At 52.9% G+C, this 19,606-nt stretch carries 13 protein-coding genes; 10 read left to right on the top strand and 3 right to left on the bottom strand.

What is annotated here, in order from left to right:
• Nucleotides 1-2 precede the first annotated feature (2 nt).
• Entirely contained in the window at nucleotides 3-209 is a 207-nt protein-coding gene (locus XBJ1_RS21865; RefSeq protein WP_162467458.1) for a hypothetical protein, read from the top strand.
• Between the two features lie 25 nt (nucleotides 210-234).
• Here the strand turns inward: XBJ1_RS21865 and XBJ1_RS05685 are convergent, their stop codons facing one another.
• Nucleotides 235-1,239: an IS110 family transposase gene (locus tag XBJ1_RS05685; protein WP_012987226.1), complete on the bottom strand. Its 1,005-nt coding sequence runs from the start codon at nucleotides 1,237-1,239 to the stop codon at nucleotides 235-237.
• Between the two features lie 567 nt (nucleotides 1,240-1,806).
• Here XBJ1_RS05685 and tssI (XBJ1_RS05680) point away from each other — a divergent pair.
• Genes tssI (XBJ1_RS05680) through XBJ1_RS22370 form a run of 5 tightly spaced genes read left to right on the top strand, consistent with a single transcriptional unit; the run spans nucleotide 1,807 to nucleotide 10,544 of the window.
• Complete coding sequence (gene tssI, locus XBJ1_RS05680; RefSeq protein WP_012987848.1) at nucleotides 1,807-3,993, top strand: type VI secretion system tip protein VgrG; 2,187 nt, start codon at nucleotides 1,807-1,809, stop codon at nucleotides 3,991-3,993.
• A gap of 15 nt (nucleotides 3,994-4,008) precedes the next feature.
• A complete protein-coding gene (locus XBJ1_RS05675; protein ID WP_012987847.1) occupies nucleotides 4,009-5,226 on the top strand; it encodes a DUF2169 family type VI secretion system accessory protein in 1,218 nt (405 codons plus the stop codon).
• 55 nt (nucleotides 5,227-5,281) lie between these two features.
• Nucleotides 5,282-5,575: a DUF4150 domain-containing protein gene (locus tag XBJ1_RS05670; protein WP_232503304.1), complete on the top strand. Its 294-nt coding sequence runs from the start codon at nucleotides 5,282-5,284 to the stop codon at nucleotides 5,573-5,575.
• Between the two features lie 11 nt (nucleotides 5,576-5,586).
• The gene (locus XBJ1_RS05665) at nucleotides 5,587-10,143 is read left to right on the top strand and encodes an RHS repeat-associated core domain-containing protein (RefSeq protein ID WP_012987845.1); all 4,557 of its coding nucleotides are present in this window, start codon (nucleotides 5,587-5,589) and stop codon (nucleotides 10,141-10,143) included.
• Nucleotides 10,140-10,544: a hypothetical protein gene (locus tag XBJ1_RS22370; RefSeq protein WP_012987844.1), complete on the top strand. Its 405-nt coding sequence runs from the start codon at nucleotides 10,140-10,142 to the stop codon at nucleotides 10,542-10,544. Before XBJ1_RS05665 ends, XBJ1_RS22370 begins: the two co-directional genes overlap by 4 nt.
• Before the next feature lie 88 nt (nucleotides 10,545-10,632).
• On the opposite strand, the gene XBJ1_RS05655 is transcribed toward XBJ1_RS22370, so the two are convergent.
• Together XBJ1_RS05655 and XBJ1_RS05650 are read right to left on the bottom strand one after the other, a co-directional pair.
• Nucleotides 10,633-10,953, bottom strand: coding sequence for a SymE family type I addiction module toxin (locus XBJ1_RS05655; RefSeq protein WP_012987843.1), 321 nt, complete (start codon nucleotides 10,951-10,953; stop codon nucleotides 10,633-10,635).
• A gap of 90 nt (nucleotides 10,954-11,043) precedes the next feature.
• A complete protein-coding gene (locus XBJ1_RS05650) occupies nucleotides 11,044-11,448 on the bottom strand; it encodes a helix-turn-helix domain-containing protein (RefSeq protein ID WP_230578693.1) in 405 nt (134 codons plus the stop codon).
• Here XBJ1_RS05650 and tssI (XBJ1_RS05645) point away from each other — a divergent pair.
• The 4 genes from tssI (XBJ1_RS05645) to XBJ1_RS05630 are packed head-to-tail and all read left to right on the top strand — an operon-like array spanning nucleotide 11,413 to nucleotide 19,602.
• Nucleotides 11,413-13,410: a type VI secretion system tip protein VgrG gene (gene tssI, locus XBJ1_RS05645; RefSeq protein ID WP_012987841.1), complete on the top strand. Its 1,998-nt coding sequence runs from the start codon at nucleotides 11,413-11,415 to the stop codon at nucleotides 13,408-13,410. The two genes, XBJ1_RS05650 and tssI (XBJ1_RS05645), sit on opposite strands and share 36 nt — an antisense overlap.
• A 15-nt stretch (nucleotides 13,411-13,425) precedes the next feature.
• Nucleotides 13,426-14,643, top strand: coding sequence for a DUF2169 family type VI secretion system accessory protein (locus XBJ1_RS05640; protein WP_012987840.1), 1,218 nt, complete (start codon nucleotides 13,426-13,428; stop codon nucleotides 14,641-14,643).
• The gene (locus XBJ1_RS05635) at nucleotides 14,591-14,992 is read left to right on the top strand and encodes a DUF4150 domain-containing protein (RefSeq protein ID WP_232503303.1); all 402 of its coding nucleotides are present in this window, start codon (nucleotides 14,591-14,593) and stop codon (nucleotides 14,990-14,992) included. The genes XBJ1_RS05640 and XBJ1_RS05635 overlap by 53 nt, the downstream gene beginning before the upstream one ends.
• An 11-nt stretch (nucleotides 14,993-15,003) precedes the next feature.
• Nucleotides 15,004-19,602: an RHS repeat-associated core domain-containing protein gene (locus tag XBJ1_RS05630; RefSeq protein ID WP_012987838.1), complete on the top strand. Its 4,599-nt coding sequence runs from the start codon at nucleotides 15,004-15,006 to the stop codon at nucleotides 19,600-19,602.
• The last annotated feature ends 4 nt before the right edge of the window (nucleotides 19,603-19,606 follow it).

Raw genomic sequence — 19,606 nt, 5'->3', positions numbered from 1 at the left:
TGATGTTGGCTTGCTTAAATCTATCCGGCGTCACTATGGGCAGGGATGCCCGCGCCTCGATGAGTTCCGCACCTGATAAGCCTAAAAAACCGCACGGCTTCAGAGAGCCATTTTTTATGTCAGGATTCCATCAGGTCGATAAGCCGTTCATGTCATCAATAATCAGTCTTCGCAAAACCAGATTGGGAACTGCTTTAATTAACGATTAACCTGCCAGTCAGACTGGCGTCGTCGTTACCTTTCGAACACAGTTTGCCGTGTTGTGATTGCCCAGGCTATCCGGGCTAATTTGTTGGCCAGCGCACAGGCCACAACATTTGAGTGTTTTCGCTCAAGCTGAGCCTTTACCCATTCAGCCAGCCTTCCTGACTGATAATCGATTCTCTGGATAAAGACTCTGGCGCACTGGACAAGTAACCGTCGCAGATTTTTGTCTCCGCGTTTACTTATCCCTAAAAGCGTATTTTTGCCACCCGTGCTGTACTGGCGTGGTACCAGACCGGTTGAAGCAGCAAAATCCCGGCTACAGCCATACTGCTTACCATCGCCCAGCTGCGATGATAAGACGCTGGCAGTTATCGGACCCACGCCCGGTATTGTCTGAAGACGCTGTCCTGTTTCATCACGTCTCAGCTCCTGCTCCAGTGCCGTCTCAAGCTCGGTGAGCTGTTCGACAAGATAAAGATAATGGGCATGTAAGCGCATCAGCAACTGTGCCAGATAGGGAGGAAGTTCGTTCTCTGCCAAGACGGTTGAAAGTCTTTTTATCACGGCGGTTCCGATCGGCATACTGATGCCAAATTCCAGTAAAAAAGCGTGCATCTGATTAGTGGTTTTAACCCTGTCTCTGACCAGTGATTCTCTGACCCGATGCAGGGCGCGCATAGCTTGTTGCGCCTCTGTTCGTGGTTGCACAAATCGCATGGAGGGACGAGATGCAGCTTCGCATATGGCTTCAGCATCCACAAAATCGTTCTTGTTGCTCTTTACAAAAGGACGAACAAATTGTGGAGAAATCAGCTTCGCTTCGTGACCAAAAGCAGCGATCCGGCGAGCCATAAAGTGAGCACCGGCGCAGGCTTCCATTACAACAGTCGCTGATGGCGATCCCGCTAAAAACTCCATCAGTCTGGCGCGGGTAAATTTTTTACGCAGCAGGGCCTTTCCTGATTTGTCCTGACAGTGAACGTGGAAAGAATGTTTGCCGAGATCAATACCAATAAGCGTAACGTTTTGCATGATGGTCTTCTCCTGAAAGAAACACCCTGCCAGCATACCGCTCACAGGGTGGTGGGGACCATCTCATTAACCGCCTTGCTAAAAATAGTCTTTTTTGTGATCGGGCGCATAAAATAAACACAATCATGATTTTGTCAAAGCTGTTACCTATTTTTTTATTTTTATCTCATGATGTTACGAAAAAAACACCTTTTATGGATAAACATTAAGTGGTTCGATACACTAATCACATACGCTATCTAAGAATATTATTTTTCAACCGCAATCATTTTAATTTTTTACGCTGTTATTGTCGGATACCATTTTTTATTTCACTTGATTTAACTTGGCCTTTACTCCTTCTTTATTTATTATTGCCTTCATTTTATTTATCACGGATCAGCCGATATATTCGGACAACAGAGTCCCTTCAAATTATCGGAAAACAACCTATTGCGTCCTTAATTAACCAATTTGTCGGAGACAATGTGAGTGAGATTTAAATCTTGTACCCGAATGTTATGGCCTGTGTTGTTATCAGGCGGGATGCCTATTTCATAACATTCCATCATCTTAGGGAGACACACCATGTCAATAAAGAAGAACCTCGATAAATTGAAGAAAGGGCAAGCCCTTGTTCAGCAGGGGCAAGAGGCTGTTCAGAAAGCGAAACAAGTTGCAGGCAAATTGGGCAGCGGCATGTCAGGAACAGCAGGTTTAATCCCGGGTGGTGGTTTTGCCGGCGGAATAGGCGGCCGTTCAGGCAGCGGCATGACAAGCACCGCGGGCTTAATCCCGGGTGGCGGTTTTACCGGTGGGCAGGGGCTGGCAGAACGCTCAGCCGGGGGACAGAATGCCGCCACCAAAGCACTGGAAAAAGTCGGCCAGATGCTGATGGGCGGGCGTGACCCGAGTGGCCTGCAATTTACCCTGACCGCAGGCAGCTTACCGCCACAGACGTTTGTGGTGACCGATTTCACCCTGAACGAAAGTTTTTCCCAGCCGTTCAGCCTGAGTGTGGGACTGGCGAGTGCCGACCCGGTTATTGACTTTCCGGCCGTACTGGATCGCACCGCCACGCTGACCATTCTGCAAAACGGTATCGAACAACGCAGCATCACGGGGATCGTTTCCCGCTTTGAGCAGGGTAACACCGGGTTGCACCAGACCACCTACCAGATGACTATCCGGCCGGATCTGTGGCGCACGACCCTGAGACAGAACTCACGTATTTTCCAGCAGCAGGATATCGCCACCATCATCACCGCCCTCCTGAAAGAACACAGCATCCGCGATGTGATCTTCAGCCTGCGCCATCCTCATCCCGCGCGCGAATTCTGCGTGCAGTATCAGGAAAGTGACTTTGCCTTCCTGCAACGGTTAACCGCGGAAGAGGGTATTTTCTACTTCTTCGAATGCAGTAACGGGCGCAACACGCTGGTCTTTGCCGATGACTGTGGTTCTGTGCCGCCGGGCATAGTCATCCCTTATCAGCCCGGTGAAGTCAACACCGTGGGTGAACCTGCCATCAGCAGCCTGACATGCAGCGCACAAGTACGGCCGGCTCAGGTACAGCTTAAGGATTACACTTTCAAGAACCCGGCATGGCCGGCGGAATTTCACCAGCAGATGCGGGATGAAAATCTGCAACAACTGTACTACGAGCACTACGACTACCCCGGCCGCTTCAAAGACGAGGCGCATGGCAAGGATTTTACCCGCTACCGGCTGGAGGCGCTGCGCAGCGACGCAGTGACCGGACAGGGCAGCGGCAATGCGATAGCGCTACAGCCGGGTAAACTGTTTATCCTGAATAATCATCCACGGATAGACCTGAACCAGTCATGGCAGACCATCTCCACCAGCCACAGCGGCAGCCAGCCGGGTGCACTGGAGACAGCAACCGACGGCGCAGGCACCACGCTGCACAGCCACTTCTATTTCATCCGCCAGAATCAGAACTGGCGCCCGGCACCGCTGTCCAAACCGGTGGTTGATGGCCCACAAATCGCTAAGGTGGTCGGCCCGGCCGGCGAAGAAATCTTCTGTGACCAATATGGACGGGTACGTCTGCAATTCCCGTGGGATCGCTATGGCAAATCCAACGACCAGAGTTCCTGCTGGATACGGGTGAGCCAGCCGTGGGCGGGCCAAGGCTGGGGCATCCTGGCCATCCCACGTATCGGACAGGAAGTGGTGGTGGATTTCCTGCACGGCGACCCCGACCAGCCGATAGTGACCGGGCGGACTTACCATGCCAGCAACATCCCGCCGGGGGCCTTGCCGGGCAGCAAAACCCAGATGGCGTTCCGCTCCAAAACTCACAAGGGACAGGGCTACAACGAACTGCTGTTTGAGGATGCCAAGGGCAGCGAACTGCTGTCACTGCACGCGCAGAAAGACATGTACACCAAGGTGCTCAATAACCGGGATACCCATGTGCTCGCCAACCACAGCGAAACCGTGGAGAAAAACCAGACCATCACGGTCAATGAGAACAAAGAAGAAACGGTTACGCTCAACAGCACGGAAACCGTGAAAGAAGTGCGCAAACTGATCACTGGCAAGGACTACATTATCGAGGTCGGTACCCACAAGATAGAAACCATCAACAATACCCTTTCCATCACAACTGGCGATGTGATCGAGCTACGCTGCGGAGCAAGTGTGTTACGTATGGACAGTGCCGGACGTATCACCCTTCAGGGCAGTGAGTTTAAGTTTGAGGCCAGCGGCCCGGTGCAAATCACGGGTAAAGACATCGACCTGAACTAAAAAGGACGGATTGAGATGGAATTTCGTAACCTGACCCCCTTTGCGGTGATGAACTATTCAATGCTGGATGTTGAGGATGTGGAGCACCACGTGGCGGTCATAAAAATCGGCTACCAGCTATTGCCTGTCGGACAAGGGGAATACAGTGCTGAATTACTGCCCGCGCCGCGCCTGTGTTTACAGGATGAATACCGTGAACAGATGAATGCCTCACAGGTGTTGCAGGAGAGTGATCTTGCCCCGTTTAAACCACGCTGTGACGTGATTGTCAACGGCACGGCGTATGCGCCGGATAACCGACCCTGTACTGAGTTTCCTGTACGGCTGCGGGTAAAGAGCAAACAGGGCCAGACCCTGCTCGACAAAACCCTGACCATAACCGGTGAACGGGAATTTATTCGTGATGCTGGCGGTCAGTGGCAACTGACCGACCCGAAACCGTTTTCAACACTGCCGCTGGATTATCGCTATGCCTTTGGCGGTGAATGCAAAATCCAAGCAGATGATAAAGCGAGCGAACACCTGAAAGAACGTGACCGGCTGACACCGGAACAGCGCCGGCAACATCCAGACGGGGAAAACGCTCCTGTTGCTCATGCCGTGTGTGAAAGCAACCCGCTGGGTATGGGATTTATCACGCCGTGGTATGCACAGGCCAAACCACTTACCCGTTCCCCTGCCCTCCGTATTACCCGACCGGATGCCCCGTTCACCGCGCAGCATTTTACCACTCAACTGGATGGAACGTTGGCGCCTGATACACCCGCCTGCCAGCCACAAGGCATGGGCTTTATCGGCCGTCCGTGGCTGCCCCGCCGCCAGCTGGCCGGCACTTACGATGCCGACTGGCTGACACATCGACATCCTTACCTGCCAAAAGATTTTGACTTTGGCTACTGGAACGGCGCCCCCACTGACCAGCAAATTGACTGGCCGGACACGGATATTGCCATCACGTTAAGCGGCCTGACGCCTGATGGTGAACTGCACGTCAATCTGCCGGGACACCGTCCGTTTATTCTGCTGCGAATGCACAACGGCATATTACTGCCCGTGCCGATGCGTATGGATACGTTAATTATCAACAGCGAGGCAAGGACGCTGCACATGACCTGCCGACTGAGTTTCAAAGCCTCACTGCCCGTGCGAGTGGCTGAAACCCGGTTTGAAATCAACCCGGATGCCCCCTTGCTCAATCTGGCACCACTGGAAGAGGAGAAAACGGATGGCTGATAATTACATCGCCCGCACTGCAGGCGAATGGCTGATCATCGGCATGTTGCCCGACGTGTGCAAAACCCCGATGGGCGCGTCAACACCGCCGATCCCGTATCCGGTCATTGCGAAACTGGCAGGCAGTGACACCCCCGTGAAATCGGTACGCGCCAATGGCCAACCCGTAGTGGTATTTGCCCAGAGCTTTGTGCCGACAACTCTCGGCGACCAGCCGGGCGTGGCCAACGGGATTAAGAGTGGCACGGTGGGGGCGAAATGCCATCCCAAAGCGCATACCAACACCGTCCGGGCCGGCAATAAACTGGTACTGCGCCACGGGGATGAATTCTGGATGAATGGCGCATAAGGAAGGAAACCATGTCAGAAGATAAAGCTAACCGAGAGGACGTCTCGTCAGAAACGGGCGAACACATTCCGCCACAACCCAATACAGCCTTACCATCAAAACCACGCAGTGACAGCCCGACTGGTGAGGGCAACACGCTGGGTAAAATCATCGGTCAGGCACCACAGGGGGCGAGTTCGCCCCATGAGGCGAATCCGGTGGTGATACCGGAAAGCAAACCCGAAATGAGTGCATGGGAAACGCTGAAAACGATGGGAAAAGCGTTAGGAAACGCTGCCGTAGACAAAGCCAAAGAAACAAAACAAGACCTGTCAACCGTAAGCGGATGGGATCCGATTGAACAGCAGAAAGGCATTGCCAAAACCGTCAGTAATACCGCCGTGGGGCTGGGCGAAATGGCCATTAAGGGCGGAATGCTGAACTCAGCTCGTGAAGCGGACGAATCGGCCCGTTCATTAGCTTTCTGGGGGAAAGTATTTGGCAACCCTGACACCGAAAAACAGGCTAAAGTGATAGGCGAAGTCGCCGATGCCGGCCGCACGAATGCCAAACAGTTTAATCTTGACGAGTACAAGATGACACTGGACACGCCCGGACAACGTATTGGCGGCACAGCCGCTGATATTTTCATGCTTATCGGCCCGACAAAAGGTGCGGGTACTGCAGGCTCAGTGACTAAAGCACCCGAAATCGCGAAAGTGGCAGAAGCTGGTGCACTGGCGACAAAATCCCGTGAGGCAGCACAGGTCGTAGAAGCCAGTACACAGGCGGCTAAAAACGCCAACCCTGCCGCTGGGGCTATAATCAAAGAAAAACCCGCGACATCCCCGAAAACGGAAGTCAAACCCACAACAGAAAAGCCTGTCGATAACGCCACCTCATCCGGCAAAAAAAAGGGCAATGACAACGAACTGTCCAGTACAAAGGGCGATCCGGTCGATATGGCCACCGGCGATTTCCTGCAAGTCTGGCCGGTTCTCGCCATTCCGGGGGTGTTGCCAATAAACCTCAGCCGAACCTACCGCTCCACGGCGGATTTACACGGCCTGTTTGGTGCCAAATGGGCGGATGACTGGTCACTGAAACTGGCTATCAGTCAGGGGGAAGTGCACTATACCCATACCGATGGCGTTATCTACGATTATGCCACACCGGATAACCGGGTCTTGTCCCGTAACCGTAATCTTCCCCATTGCCTGTTGACGGGCGAACTGACCGGCGAACTGTGCCTGACCGACCGCCGCACCCAGTTGACGTACCATTTCAGCCCGATGTCAGGCAACACACGAAAATTGTCTGCTATCACTGACCGGCGTCAGAACCGGATTGATTTTATCTACGATAAGCAGTCGCAACTGACGGCCGTCACTCGCAATGACGGCCTGCGGTTAAGCCTGCATTATCTGGACGGCCGGCTTAACACGATCACGATGCAGGAAAACCGCGAAGGTCAGCCTGCTGAGCAATGTCTGTTGACCTGTCAATATGACTCACAGGGCTATCTGAACGAGTGTGATGCTTTCCAGCACAACCACCTGTGGCATGAATATGATGTGCAGGGGCGGATGATCCGCTGGCATGATACCGACCAGACTGACCTGACGATAACCTATGACGAGCGCGGTCGGGTACTCAGCACCACCTCTCCCAGCGGCTACTGGCATGACCGTTTCCGCTATGATGACAACGCCCGCATTACCACCTATCTGGATGGCGAAGGGGGTGAAACCCACTACCACTACGACCCGAACGGATTGGTGATACGGGAAGTGGATCCACTGGGGCGTATTACCCGCCGTCAGTGGCGTCACAGCCTGCTGATGTGGGAAAGCGACCCGATGGGGCAGATGACTGCCTTTGATTACAACCCTGACGGTGCATTGACCGAAGTGAAATTGCCAACCGGCGATACCTTTGCTTACGGTTATAACGAGCATGGACAGCTTATCGAAAGTGTACTGCCGACCGGCGAACGTTGGCAACTTCACTATGATGAGCAGGGCAACCTGACTGCGCTGACCCACCCACTGGGTCATCAGGAAGAATACCAGTACGGCACGCAGGGCGAATTGCGCCAGCGTCTGTTACCGGATGGCCGCCAGTGGCACTATGCCTATGACGAGAAACAACGGCTGGCCGCCGTGATGACACCGGATGGCGAAACTACCGGCCTGCAACTGGATGCACTGGGGCGTTTGCGCCAGTTCACCGATGCGCTCAAACAGCAGACGCACTACCGCTATAGCGATGATCATGCCAGCCTTAACGGCAGCCTGACTGAAGTTGAGTTGCCGGATGGGGTTACCCAGCAACTGAGATATGACAGTGAACGGCGCGTGGTAGCCGCCACTGACGGGGAAGGCCGCACAACCCGTTATCAATACGGCGCTTTTGATCTGCTCAATCAGGTTACCCGACCGGATGGCACTATCTTGCGCTTTGGCTATGACCGTCTGACCCGTCTGAATTCAGTCACCGCCTCCACGGGAGAAACTTACCGCTATGAGCGGGATGCCGCGGGTCAGATTATCCGGGAAACCGATTTTACCGGGCGTACCCTCGAATATCAGTACGATAAACTGGGACGCCGTACACTGACTCAATACCCCGATGGCCAGCAACTTCGCTGGCACTATTCCGCCGCAGGTTTGCTGGTCAAACAGGAAAGCTGGCAGCCGGAAGAAAACCAACAGGTGCTAAAAGACACCACCACTTACGAGTACAACCAACGGTATCAATTGGTGAAAGCCACCAATGCGGATGCTACTGTCGAGTATGAGTATGACAAAACTACCGGGTTGCCAACCTGCGAACGTATCAACGGGCGGGAAATCACGCGCAAATGGGATAACCTGACCGGGCGTCCGGTCAGTGAAAGTGTGGAGGGCAATACCCTGCACTTCGGTTATAACCTGTCGGGGAGTCTGAATCACTTTCAGCTTAACGAGCATTCACCGCTGGCCTTCCGGCATGATGCGCTGGGTCGGGAAACGGTACGGGAAAGCGCCAACGGCTTTATTCTTGCCAGCCGCTATACCGCAACCGGATTGCTGGCCCATCAGTCGGCAGGGCAGGCCACCCCATTTTTCAGGGAAACGCTGGCACAAAATGATCCGCATTTTCCGCCGCAAGCCTCTGCCGTTAACCGAAGCTGGCAATATGACCGTGCCCACAATGTGCGGGTGATTGACGACAGCCGCTGGGGGCAAACCCGTTATCGTTACAATACCAACGACCAGATCCTGCATACCCTGTTCGAGGGTGTGCGTCCGCATGAAGAACAATTTAGCTATGATGCCAACGGCAATCTAAACCAACATCTGCCGCCCGATGCACAAGGTGCGCTGGAACAAATTACACAACGCCAGAAAGCCGGGCGGGTGGTGCAGCAGGGAGATATCCGCTATCGCTATGATGATAATGGCCGTCTGGTGGAAAAAACCGAACAGCGGGACGGGTTCCGTCCGCAAATCTGGCGCTACCGTTGGGATACGCAAAACCAGCTCACTCACGTCGAAACGCCAGATGGCTCACGCTGGCATTATCGCTACGATGCTTTTGGCCGACGAGTCCGTAAACTGAAAGTTCACGATGGTAAACTCACCGCAACTAATTTACAGTTGTGGCTGGCAGGTAAAGCGGATTTAGCGCCAAGATCCGATGCTATTATAGGACAGGAATATCTGTGGAGCGGCGATCAGCTTATCGAAGAAGTGCCGATTTACGCCGATGGCACACCAGTGGAAGATCAGCGTGTCCGTTGGTTATATGAACCCGGTTCATTAACGCCGTCAGCCCGCTTTGAAAAAGGCAAGCTACACTATATTGTGAGTGACCATCAGGGTACACCACGCGAAATGTTGTCCGAAGAAGGGGTACTGGTCTGGGCACAGCGGCTGACAACATGGGGGAAAGCGGAGAAATCGCAGGTTATCGCCTCCAATAATCCGGATTATCATGTTAACTGTAATCTGCGGTTCTGCGGGCAATATGAGGATGAAGAGAGCGGATTATATTATAATCGTTTTCGTTATTACTCGCCGGACACGGCGCAGTATATTTCGGCAGACCCCATTGGCTTATTGGGTGGAGTGAATCCGTATGGCTATGTACATAATCCGTCAAAATGGATAGATCCTTACGGTCTGGCAGGCGGGATTGGTAACAAAGGCGATTACATCATAACTTATCGTGGAGATACACGGAGCTTCACTGAAATTTTTGATAAGGGATTTGAAACGCTTGGGCCAAGTAAGGATTTGTATAAACACGCATTAGATAATAGAGCACCTCCGAGCGATTTCGTAAGTACTACCATTGACCCGACAAAAACCATTAGTTTTGCAACAAAATATGGACAAAAAAGTGGCTATATGTACACCATGAAAACCAATCACGGTATAGATGTAAACAAAGCATTAGGCGCAAGATCACCATTTGCTGCTGAAGCAGAGATTGCAATGCCTGGAGGGGTTAGAGCTGAAGATATATTAGGTGCAAGAGCAGTCAATGCCGATGGAGAAATGTGGGACTATACTATTCTAAATCCAAAAAGGTATGGAAAATGACAGATGTTGATAAAAGAAAAATCAAAATAATACTCAATGGAGAAATGGAAGAAGCTGAATTACATATGATTACTTCTCCGAATAGGCATTGCTGTTTAAAAATATTTCATAATAATAATCAATTGGCAGAATCAAATGATACTGATTATTTTTCATGTTTTGCAGATTTAAGAAACCAATTAAAAAATATCATTTTTCTTTGCAAAGGAGCAAAAATAAATGTGTATCCGTCTGCCATGTCGAGGGATATGTCAGATGGTATAGTCGCTTATGAAACTACATTAGGTCAGCCAGGATTACCTGAAAATCAGGTTCATATATTTGATTTTGAAGATAAATATGTTGATATTACTCCAGAAGAGCAAAGAAAATTTCATTCTCAATGGTTTGAATCATTGTAAGAACAACTGATTTATTAGCTTAAATAATGCCGGAAAGATCCCCGTGATCTTCCGGCTTTGTTTTTTGAGAGCTGCTCACTCCCTGCCCTTAGCCGCTTTTATAATCCCCAATCAGCTCCCGCATCCTCAGCTTAATTTCACTGATTTGCTCGCGCTGACGCTGGTATTGCTGTTTGAGGCGGTGGGTCTCGTCACTGTCAGGGATCAGCACTAAACAGCCCTCCATAATCTTCACCGTGACCGAGCCGCCAATCTCAAAGCCCGCGGCCTTAAGCCATTGCCCTTTAAGATGGATCGCGGGCGGGGCGTTGGCCTTGTCATTTTGCGGCACGTATCCCACGGTGTAATAACGTTCTATTTTTGTAGCTTTATTTACTGCACGGTTTTGCTTAGAATGCGCCTTAGCCATCATTCAACTCCTATCTAGTTGCTTGTGGTGAGCGAGGGTGAAGTGTTGGTCGCACTTCATCCCCGCGTTAAATCAACGGGTGCTTTTTATCTATCTTGCCAGTGCCTGTAACTGTTTCTTGGTTAAAAAGGCATCCAACAACTTCTTAATCACTTCCTTGTCTTCCTCCGGTAACTGTTCCACCGCCTGAAACTGCCGCAGCAGTTCCCTGTCCTCAAACCGGGCTTTCGCCGCGTCGGTCTCTGCCCCTTCCAGCAGATAATCACTGGTCACATCCAGCACGTCCGCCAGACGTTTTAAGGTGTCGCTGCCCGGTCGTGAAGTGCCACGCTCAAAACGGCCAATGTGGGTGTAATGGAGTTCAGCCAGCTTGCCCAGCTCTGACTGGGAGAGGCCTTTTTGTCTGCGCAGTTCCCGCAAGCGTTGTGCAAATTTCTTCTCTGTTGCTGCTGCCATCCATTGGGGCACAAAGAAAAATACCAATACGGCACACATGGTAACTTACGCCTGTGCCAACTCACCGATGCCCTGAAGCAACAGACTCACTATCGTTACAGCAACGACCATGCCAGCCTTAACGGCGGCAGCCTGACCGATGTTGAACTGCCGGATGGCACCACACAACAACTGGCCTATGACAGTGAGCGCCGTGTGGTGGCAGTCACTGACGGTGAAGGCCGTACCACCCGCTACACTTACGGCGCGTTTGACCTGCTCAATCAGGTTATCGACTTTCCGGCCGTACTGGATCGCACCGCCACGCTGACCATTCTGCAAAACGGTATCGAACAACGCAGCATCACGGGGATCGTTTCCCGCTTTGAGCAGGGTAATACCGGGTTGCACCAGACCACCTACCAGATGACTATCCGGCCGGATCTGTGGCGCACGACCCTGAGACAGAACTCACGTATTTTCCAGCAGCAGGATATCGCCACCATCATCACCGCCCTCCTGAAAGAACACAGCATCCGCGATGTGATCTTCAGCCTGCGCCATCCTCATCCCGCGCGCGAATTCTGCGTGCAGTATCAGGAAAGTGACTTTGCCTTCCTGCAACGGTTAACCGCGGAAGAGGGTATTTTCTACTTCTTCGAATGCAGTAACGGGCGCAACACGCTGGTCTTTGCCGATGACTGTGGTTCTGTGCCGCCGGGCATAGTCATCCCTTATCAGCCCGGTGAAGTCAACACCGTGGGTGAACCTGCCATCAGCAGCCTGACATGCAGCGCACAAGTACGGCCGGCTCAGGTACAGCTTAAGGATTACACTTTCAAGAACCCGGCATGGCCGGCGGAATTTCACCAGCAGATGCGGGATGAAAATCTGCAACAACTGTACTACGAGCACTACGACTACCCCGGCCGCTTCAAAGACGAGGCGCATGGCAAGGATTTTACCCGCTACCGGCTGGAGGCGCTGCGCAGCGACGCGGTGACCGGACAGGGCAGCGGCAATGCGATAGCGCTACAGCCGGGTAAACTGTTTATCCTGAATAATCATCCACGGATAGACCTGAACCAGTCATGGCAGACCATCTCCACCAGCCACAGCGGCAGCCAGCCGGGTGCACTGGAGACAGCAACCGACGGCGCAGGCACCACGCTGCACAGCCACTTCTATTTCATCCGCCAGAATCAGAACTGGCGCCCGGCACCGCTGTCCAAACCGGTGGTTGATGGCCCACAAATCGCTAAGGTGGTCGGCCCGGCCGGCGAAGAAATCTTCTGTGACCAATATGGACGGGTACGTCTGCAATTCCCGTGGGATCGCTATGGCAAATCCAACGACCAGAGTTCCTGCTGGATACGGGTAACTCAACCGTGGGCAGGGCAAGGCTGGGGCATGCTGGCCATCCCACGTATCGGACAGGAAGTGGTGGTGGACTTCCTGCACGGCGACCCCGACCAGCCGATAGTGACCGGGCGGACTTACCATGCCAGCAACATCCCGCCGGGGGCCTTGCCGGGCAGCAAAACCCAGATGGCGTTCCGCTCCAAAACTCACAAGGGACAGGGCTACAACGAACTGCTGTTTGAGGATGCCAAGGGCAGCGAACTGCTGTCACTGCATGCGCAGAAAGACATGTACACCAAGGTGCTCAATAACCGGGATACCCATGTGCTCGCCAACCACAGCGAAACCGTGGAGAAAAACCAGACCATCACGGTCAATGAGAACAAAGAAGAAACGGTTACGCTCAACAGCACGGAAACAGTGAAGGAAGTGCGCAAACTGATCACTGGCAAGGACTACATTATCGAGGTCGGTACCCACAAGATAGAAACCATCAACAATACCCTTTCCATCACAACTGGCGATGTGATCGAGCTACGCTGCGGAGCAAGTGTGTTACGTATGGACAGTGCCGGACGTATCACCCTTCAGGGCAGTGAGTTTAAGTTTGAGGCCAGCGGCCCGGTGCAAATCACCGGCAAAGACATTGACCTGAACTAGAAAGGACGGATTGAGATGGAATTTCGTAACCTGACCCCCTTTGCGGTGATGAACTATTCAATGCTGGATGTTGAGGATGTGGAGCACCACGTGGCGGTCATAAAAATCGGCTACCAGCTATTGCCTGTCGGACAAGGGGAATACAGTGCTGAATTACTGCCCGCGCCGCGCCTGTGTTTACAGGATGAATACCGTGAACAGATGAATGCCTCACAGGTGTTGCAGGAGAGTGATCTTGCCCCGTTTAAACCACGCTGTGACGTGATTGTCAACGGCACGGCGTATGCGCCGGATAACCGACCCTGTACTGAGTTTCCTGTACGGCTGCGGGTAAAGAGCAAACAGGGCCAGACCCTGCTCGACAAAACCCTGACCGTAACCGGTGAACGGGAATTTATTCGTGATGCTGGCGGTCAGTGGCAACTGACCGACCCGAAACCGTTTTCAACACTGCCGCTGGATTATCGCTATGCCTTTGGCGGTGAATGCAAAATCCAAGCAGATGATAAAGCGAGCGAACACCTGAAAGAACGTGACCGGCTGACACCGGAACAGCGCCGGCAACATCCAGACGGGGAAAACGCTCCTGTTGCTCATGCCGTGTGTGAAAGCAACCCGCTGGGGATGGGATTTATCACGCCGTGGTATGCGCAGGCCAAACAACTGACCCGTTACCCTGCCCTCCGTATTACCCGACCGGATGCCCCGTTCACCGCGCAGCATTTTACCACTCAACTGGATGGAGCGTTGGCGCCTGATACACCCGCCTGCCAGCCACAAGGCATGGGCTTTATCGGCCGTCCGTGGCTACCCCGCCGCCAGCTTGCCGGCACTTATGATGCCGACTGGCTGGCACATCGACATCCTTACCTGCCAAAAGATTTTGACTTTGGCTACTGGAACGGCGCACCAACAGACCAGCAAATTGACTGGCCGGACACGGATATTGCCATCACGTTAAGCGGCCTGACGCCTGATGGTGAACTGCACGTCAATCTGCCGGGACACCGTCCGTTTATTCTGCTGCGAATGCACAACGGCATATTACTGCCCGTGCCGATGCGTATGGATACGTTAATTATCAACAGCGAGGCAAGGACGCTGCACATGACCTGCCGACTGAGTTTCAAAGCCTCACTGCCCGTGCGAGTGGCTGAAACCCGGTTTGAAATCAACCCGGATGCCCCCTTGCTCAATCTGGCACCACTGGAAGAGGAAAAAACGGATGGCTGATAATTACATCGCCCGCACCGCAGGTGAATGGCTGATCATCGGCATGTTGCCCGACGTGTGCAAAACCCCGATGGGCGCGTCAACACCGCCGATCCCGTATCCGGTCATTGCGAAACTGGCAGGCAGTGACGCCCCCGTGAAATCGGTACGCGCCAATGGCCAACCCGTAGTGGTATTTGCCCAGAGCTTTGTGCCGACAACTCTCGGCGACCAGCCGGGCGTGGCCAACGGGATTAAGAGTGGCACGGTGGGGGCGAAATGCCATCCCAAAGCGCATACAAAAACCGTCCGGGCCGGCAATAAACTGGTACTGCGCCACGGAGATGAATTCTGGATGAATGGCGCATAAGGAAGGAAACCATGTCAGAAGATAAAGCTAACCGAGAGGACGTCTCGTCAGAAACGGGCGAATACGTTCCGCCACAACCCAATGCGGCCTTACCATCAAAACCACGCAGTGACAGCCCGACTGGTGAGGGCAACACGCTGGGTAAAATCATCGGTCAGGCACCACAGGGGGCGAGTCCGCCCCATGAGGCGAATCCGGTGGTGATACCGGAAAGCAAACCCGAAATGAGTGCATGGGAAACGCTGAAAACGATGGGAAAAGCGTTAGGAAACGCTGCCGTAGACAAAGCCAAAGAAACAAAACAAGACCTGTCAACCGTAAGCGGATGGGATCCGATTGAACAGCAGAAAGGCATTGCCAAAACCGTCAGTAATACCGCCGTGGGGCTGGGCGAAATGGCCATTAAGGGCGGAATGCTGAACTCAGCTCGTGAAGCGGACGAATCGGCCCGTTCGTTAGCTTTCTGGGGGAAAGTATTTGGCAACCCTGACACCGAAAAACAGGCTAAAGTGATAGGCGAAGTCGCCGATGCCGGCCGCACGAATGCCAAACAGTTTAATCTTGACGAGTACAAGATGACACTGGACACACCCGGACAACGTACTGGCGGCACAACCGCTGATATTGTCATGCTTATCGGCCCGACAAAAGGTGCGGGTACTGCAGGCTCAGTGACTAAAGCAACCGAAATCGCGAAAGTGGCAGAAGCTGGTGCACTGGCGACAAAATCCCGTGAGGCAGCACAGGTCGTAGAAGCCAGTACACAGGCGGCTAAAAACGCCAACCCTGCCGCTGGGGCTATAATCAAAGAAAAACCCGCGACATCCCCGAAAACGGAAGTCAAACCCACAACAGAAAAGCCTGTCGATAACGCCACCTCATCCGGCAAAAAAAAGGGCAATGACAACGAACTGTCCAGTACAGAGGGCGATCCGGTCGATATGGCCACCGGCGATTTCCTGCAAGTCTGGCCGGTTCTCGCCATTCCGGGGTTGTTGCCAATAAACCTCAGCCGAACCTACCGCTCCACGGCGGATTTACACGGCCTGTTTGGTGCCAAATGGGCGGATGACTGGTCACTGAAACTGGTTATCAGTCAGGGGGAAGTGCACTATACCCATACCGATGGCGTTATCTACGACTATGCCACACCGGATAACCGGGTCTTGTCCCGTAACCGTAATCTTCCCCATTGCCTGCTGACGGGAGAACTGACCGGCGAACTGTGCCTGACCGACCGCCGCGCCCAGTTGACGTACCATTTCAGCCCGATTTCAGGCAACACACGAAAATTGTCTGCTATCACTGACCGGCGTCAGAACCGGATTGATTTTATCTACGATAAGCAGTCGCAACTGACGGCCGTCACCCGCAATGACGGCCTGCGGTTAAGCCTGCATTATCTGGACGGCCGGCTTAACACGATCACGATGCAGGAAAACCGCGAAGGCCAGCCTGCTGAGCAATGTCTGTTGACCTGTCAATATGACTCACAGGGCTATCTGAACGAGTGTGATGCTTTCCAGCACAACCACCTGTGGCATGAATATGATGTGCAGGGGCGGATGATCCGCTGGCATGATACCGACCAGACTGACCTGACGATAACCTATGACGAGCGCGGTCGGGTACTCAGCACCACCTCTCCCAGCGGCTACTGGCATGACCGTTTCCGCTATGATGACAACGCCCGCATTACCACCTATCTGGATGGCGAAGGGGGTGAAACCCACTACCACTACGACCCGAACGGATTGGTGATACGGGAAGTTGATCCACTGGGGCGTATTACCCGCCGTCAGTGGCGTCACAGCCTGCTGATGTGGGAAAGCGACCCGCTGGGGCAGATGACTGCCTTTGATTACAACCCTGACGGTGCATTGACCGAAGTGAAATTGCCAACCGGCGATACCTTTGCTTACGGTTATAACGAGCATGGACAGCTTATCGAAAGTGTACTGCCGACCGGCGAACGTTGGCAACTTCACTATGATGAGCAGGGCAACCTGACTGCGCTGACCCACCCACTGGGTCATCAGGAAGCATACCAGTATGGCACGCAGGGCGAATTGCGCCAGCGTCTGTTACCGGATGGCCGCCAGTGGCACTATGCCTATGACGAGAAACAACGGCTGGCCGCCGTGATGACACCGGATGGCGAAACTACCGGCCTGCAACTGGATGCACTGGGGCGTTTGCGCCAGTTCACCGATGCGCTCAAACAGCAGACGCACTACCGCTATAGCGATGATCATGCCAGCCTTAACGGCAGCCTGACTGAAGTTGAATTGCCGGATGGTGTTACCCAGCAACTGAGATATGACAGTGAACGGCGCGTGGTAGCCGCCACTGACGGGGAAGGCCGCACAACCCGTTATCAATACGGCGCTTTTGATCTGCTCAATCAGGTTACCCGACCGGATGGCACTATCCTGCACTTTGGCTATGACCGTCTGACCCGTCTGAATTCGGTCACCACCTCCACGGGGGAAACTTATCGTTATGAGCGGGATGCCGCGGGTCAGATCATCCGGGAAACCGATTTTACCGGACGTACCCTCGAATATCAGTACGATAAACTGGGACGCCGTACACTGACTCAATACCCCGATGGCCAGCAACTTCGCTGGCACTATTCCGCCGCAGGTTTGCTGGTCAAACAGGAAAGCTGGCAGCCGGAAGAAAACCAACGGGTGCTTAAAAACACCACCACTTACGAGTACAACAAACGGTATCAATTAGTGAAAGCCACTAATGCCGATGCCATCGTCGAGTATGAGTATGAGTATGACAAAACCACCGGGTTGCCAACCTGCGAACGTATCAACGGGCGGGAAATCACGAGAAAATGGGATGAGCTGACCGGGCGTCCCGTCAGTGAAAGTGTGGAGGGCAATACCCTACATTTTGGTTACAACCAGATGGGTGCACTGAACCACTTTCAGCTCAACCAACATGCACCACTGACCTTCCAGCATGATGTTCTGGGGCGGGAAACGGTGCGGGAAAGTGCCCACGGATTTATTCTTGCCAGCCGCTATACCGCGACCGGATTGCTATCGCATCAGTCAGCAGGGCAGGCTACCCAATTCTTCAGGGAAACGCTGGCACAAAGTGACCCGCATTTTCCGCCACAAGCCTCTGCGGTCAACCGGAGCTGGCAATATGACCGCGCCCATAATGTGCGGGTGATTGACGACAGCCGCTGGGGGCAAACCCGTTACCGTTACAATACCAACGACCAAATACTGCATACCCTGTTCGAGGGTGCGCGACCGCATGAAGAGCAGTTTAACTATGATGCCAACGGCAACCTGAGCCAGCATCTGCCGGTTGATGCCTATGGCGCGATGGAGCAAATTACCCAGCACCAGAAAGCCGGACGAGTGGTACAGCAGGGGAATATCCATTATCGTTATGATGATAATGGACGTCTGGTGGAAAAGACCGAACACCGTGATGGCTTCCGCCCGCAAATCTGGCGCTACCGTTGGGATACACAAAACCAGCTCACCCATTGTGAAACTCCGGATGGCTCACGCTGGCATTATCGCTACGATGCTTTTGGGCGACGAACCCGTAAACTGAAGGTTCACGATGGTGAACTGACCGCCGCTAATTTGCAGTTGTGGCTGGCAGGTAAACCGGATTTAGCGCCAAGATCCGATGCTATTATGGGGCAGGAATATCTGTGGAGCGGCGATCAGCTTATCGAAGAAGTGCCGATTTACGCCGATGGCACACCAGTGGAAGATCAACGTATCCGTTGGTTATATGAACCCGGTTCATTAACGCCGTCAGCCCGCTTTGAAAAAGGCAAGCTACACTATATTATCAGTGACCATCAGGGTACGCCGCGCGAAATGTTGTCCGAAGAAGGGGTACTGGTCTGGGCACAGCGGCTGACAACATGGGGAAAAGCGGATAAATCGCAGGTCATCGCCTCCAATAATCCGGATTATCATGTTAACTGTAACCTGCGGTTCTGCGGGCAATATGAGGATGAAGAGAGCGGGTTGTATTATAATTTTCATCGTTATTACTCGCCGGAGACCGCGCAGTACATTTCGCCTGACCCGATCGGGTTATTGGGCGGGGTAAATCCGTATGGGTATGTGCATAATCCCTCAAAACTTGTCGACCCGTATGGGCTGAGTGGGACTTCACAGGTTGCAAGTAAACCTGATTTTTATGTCGGACCAGATGGACCTAGTGCAACTATGCCTTCGACTGCATATAGATATATGAACAGCGAAGGGCCATATGCTGCTATGACAATAGAAAAAAAATCTGCGCCGTTAAGTTACTTTGGATACACAAAATATAAATCAGGTCATGAAGCCAGAGATGCCTATCAAATATTTTATGAAAAAGGTAATCCTGACTCTTGGAGTGATGCTCGGTTGCTAGGCAAATTTGATACATTGCAGCTTTATAAAAATGGTGTTCCTCAAGTAAAGGTTCCTCTTGCTAACGGTGATAAAGGTCCAGGATTGGAACTATTTACTAGTGCATATCCTCAATACGGTAAGGGAGGAGCTGTACAGTTGCTTCCTATAGAAAAAAATCTTCCTGTTACTTTCGATAAAGTAACTATCATTCCGGAGTAACTAT

This window comes from Xenorhabdus bovienii SS-2004 (assembly GCF_000027225.1).
Lineage (GTDB): Bacteria > Pseudomonadota > Gammaproteobacteria > Enterobacterales > Enterobacteriaceae > Xenorhabdus > Xenorhabdus bovienii_C.
The sequence above is the reverse complement of the archived record's forward strand: the minus strand, read 5'-3'. Positions and strand labels throughout refer to the sequence as shown.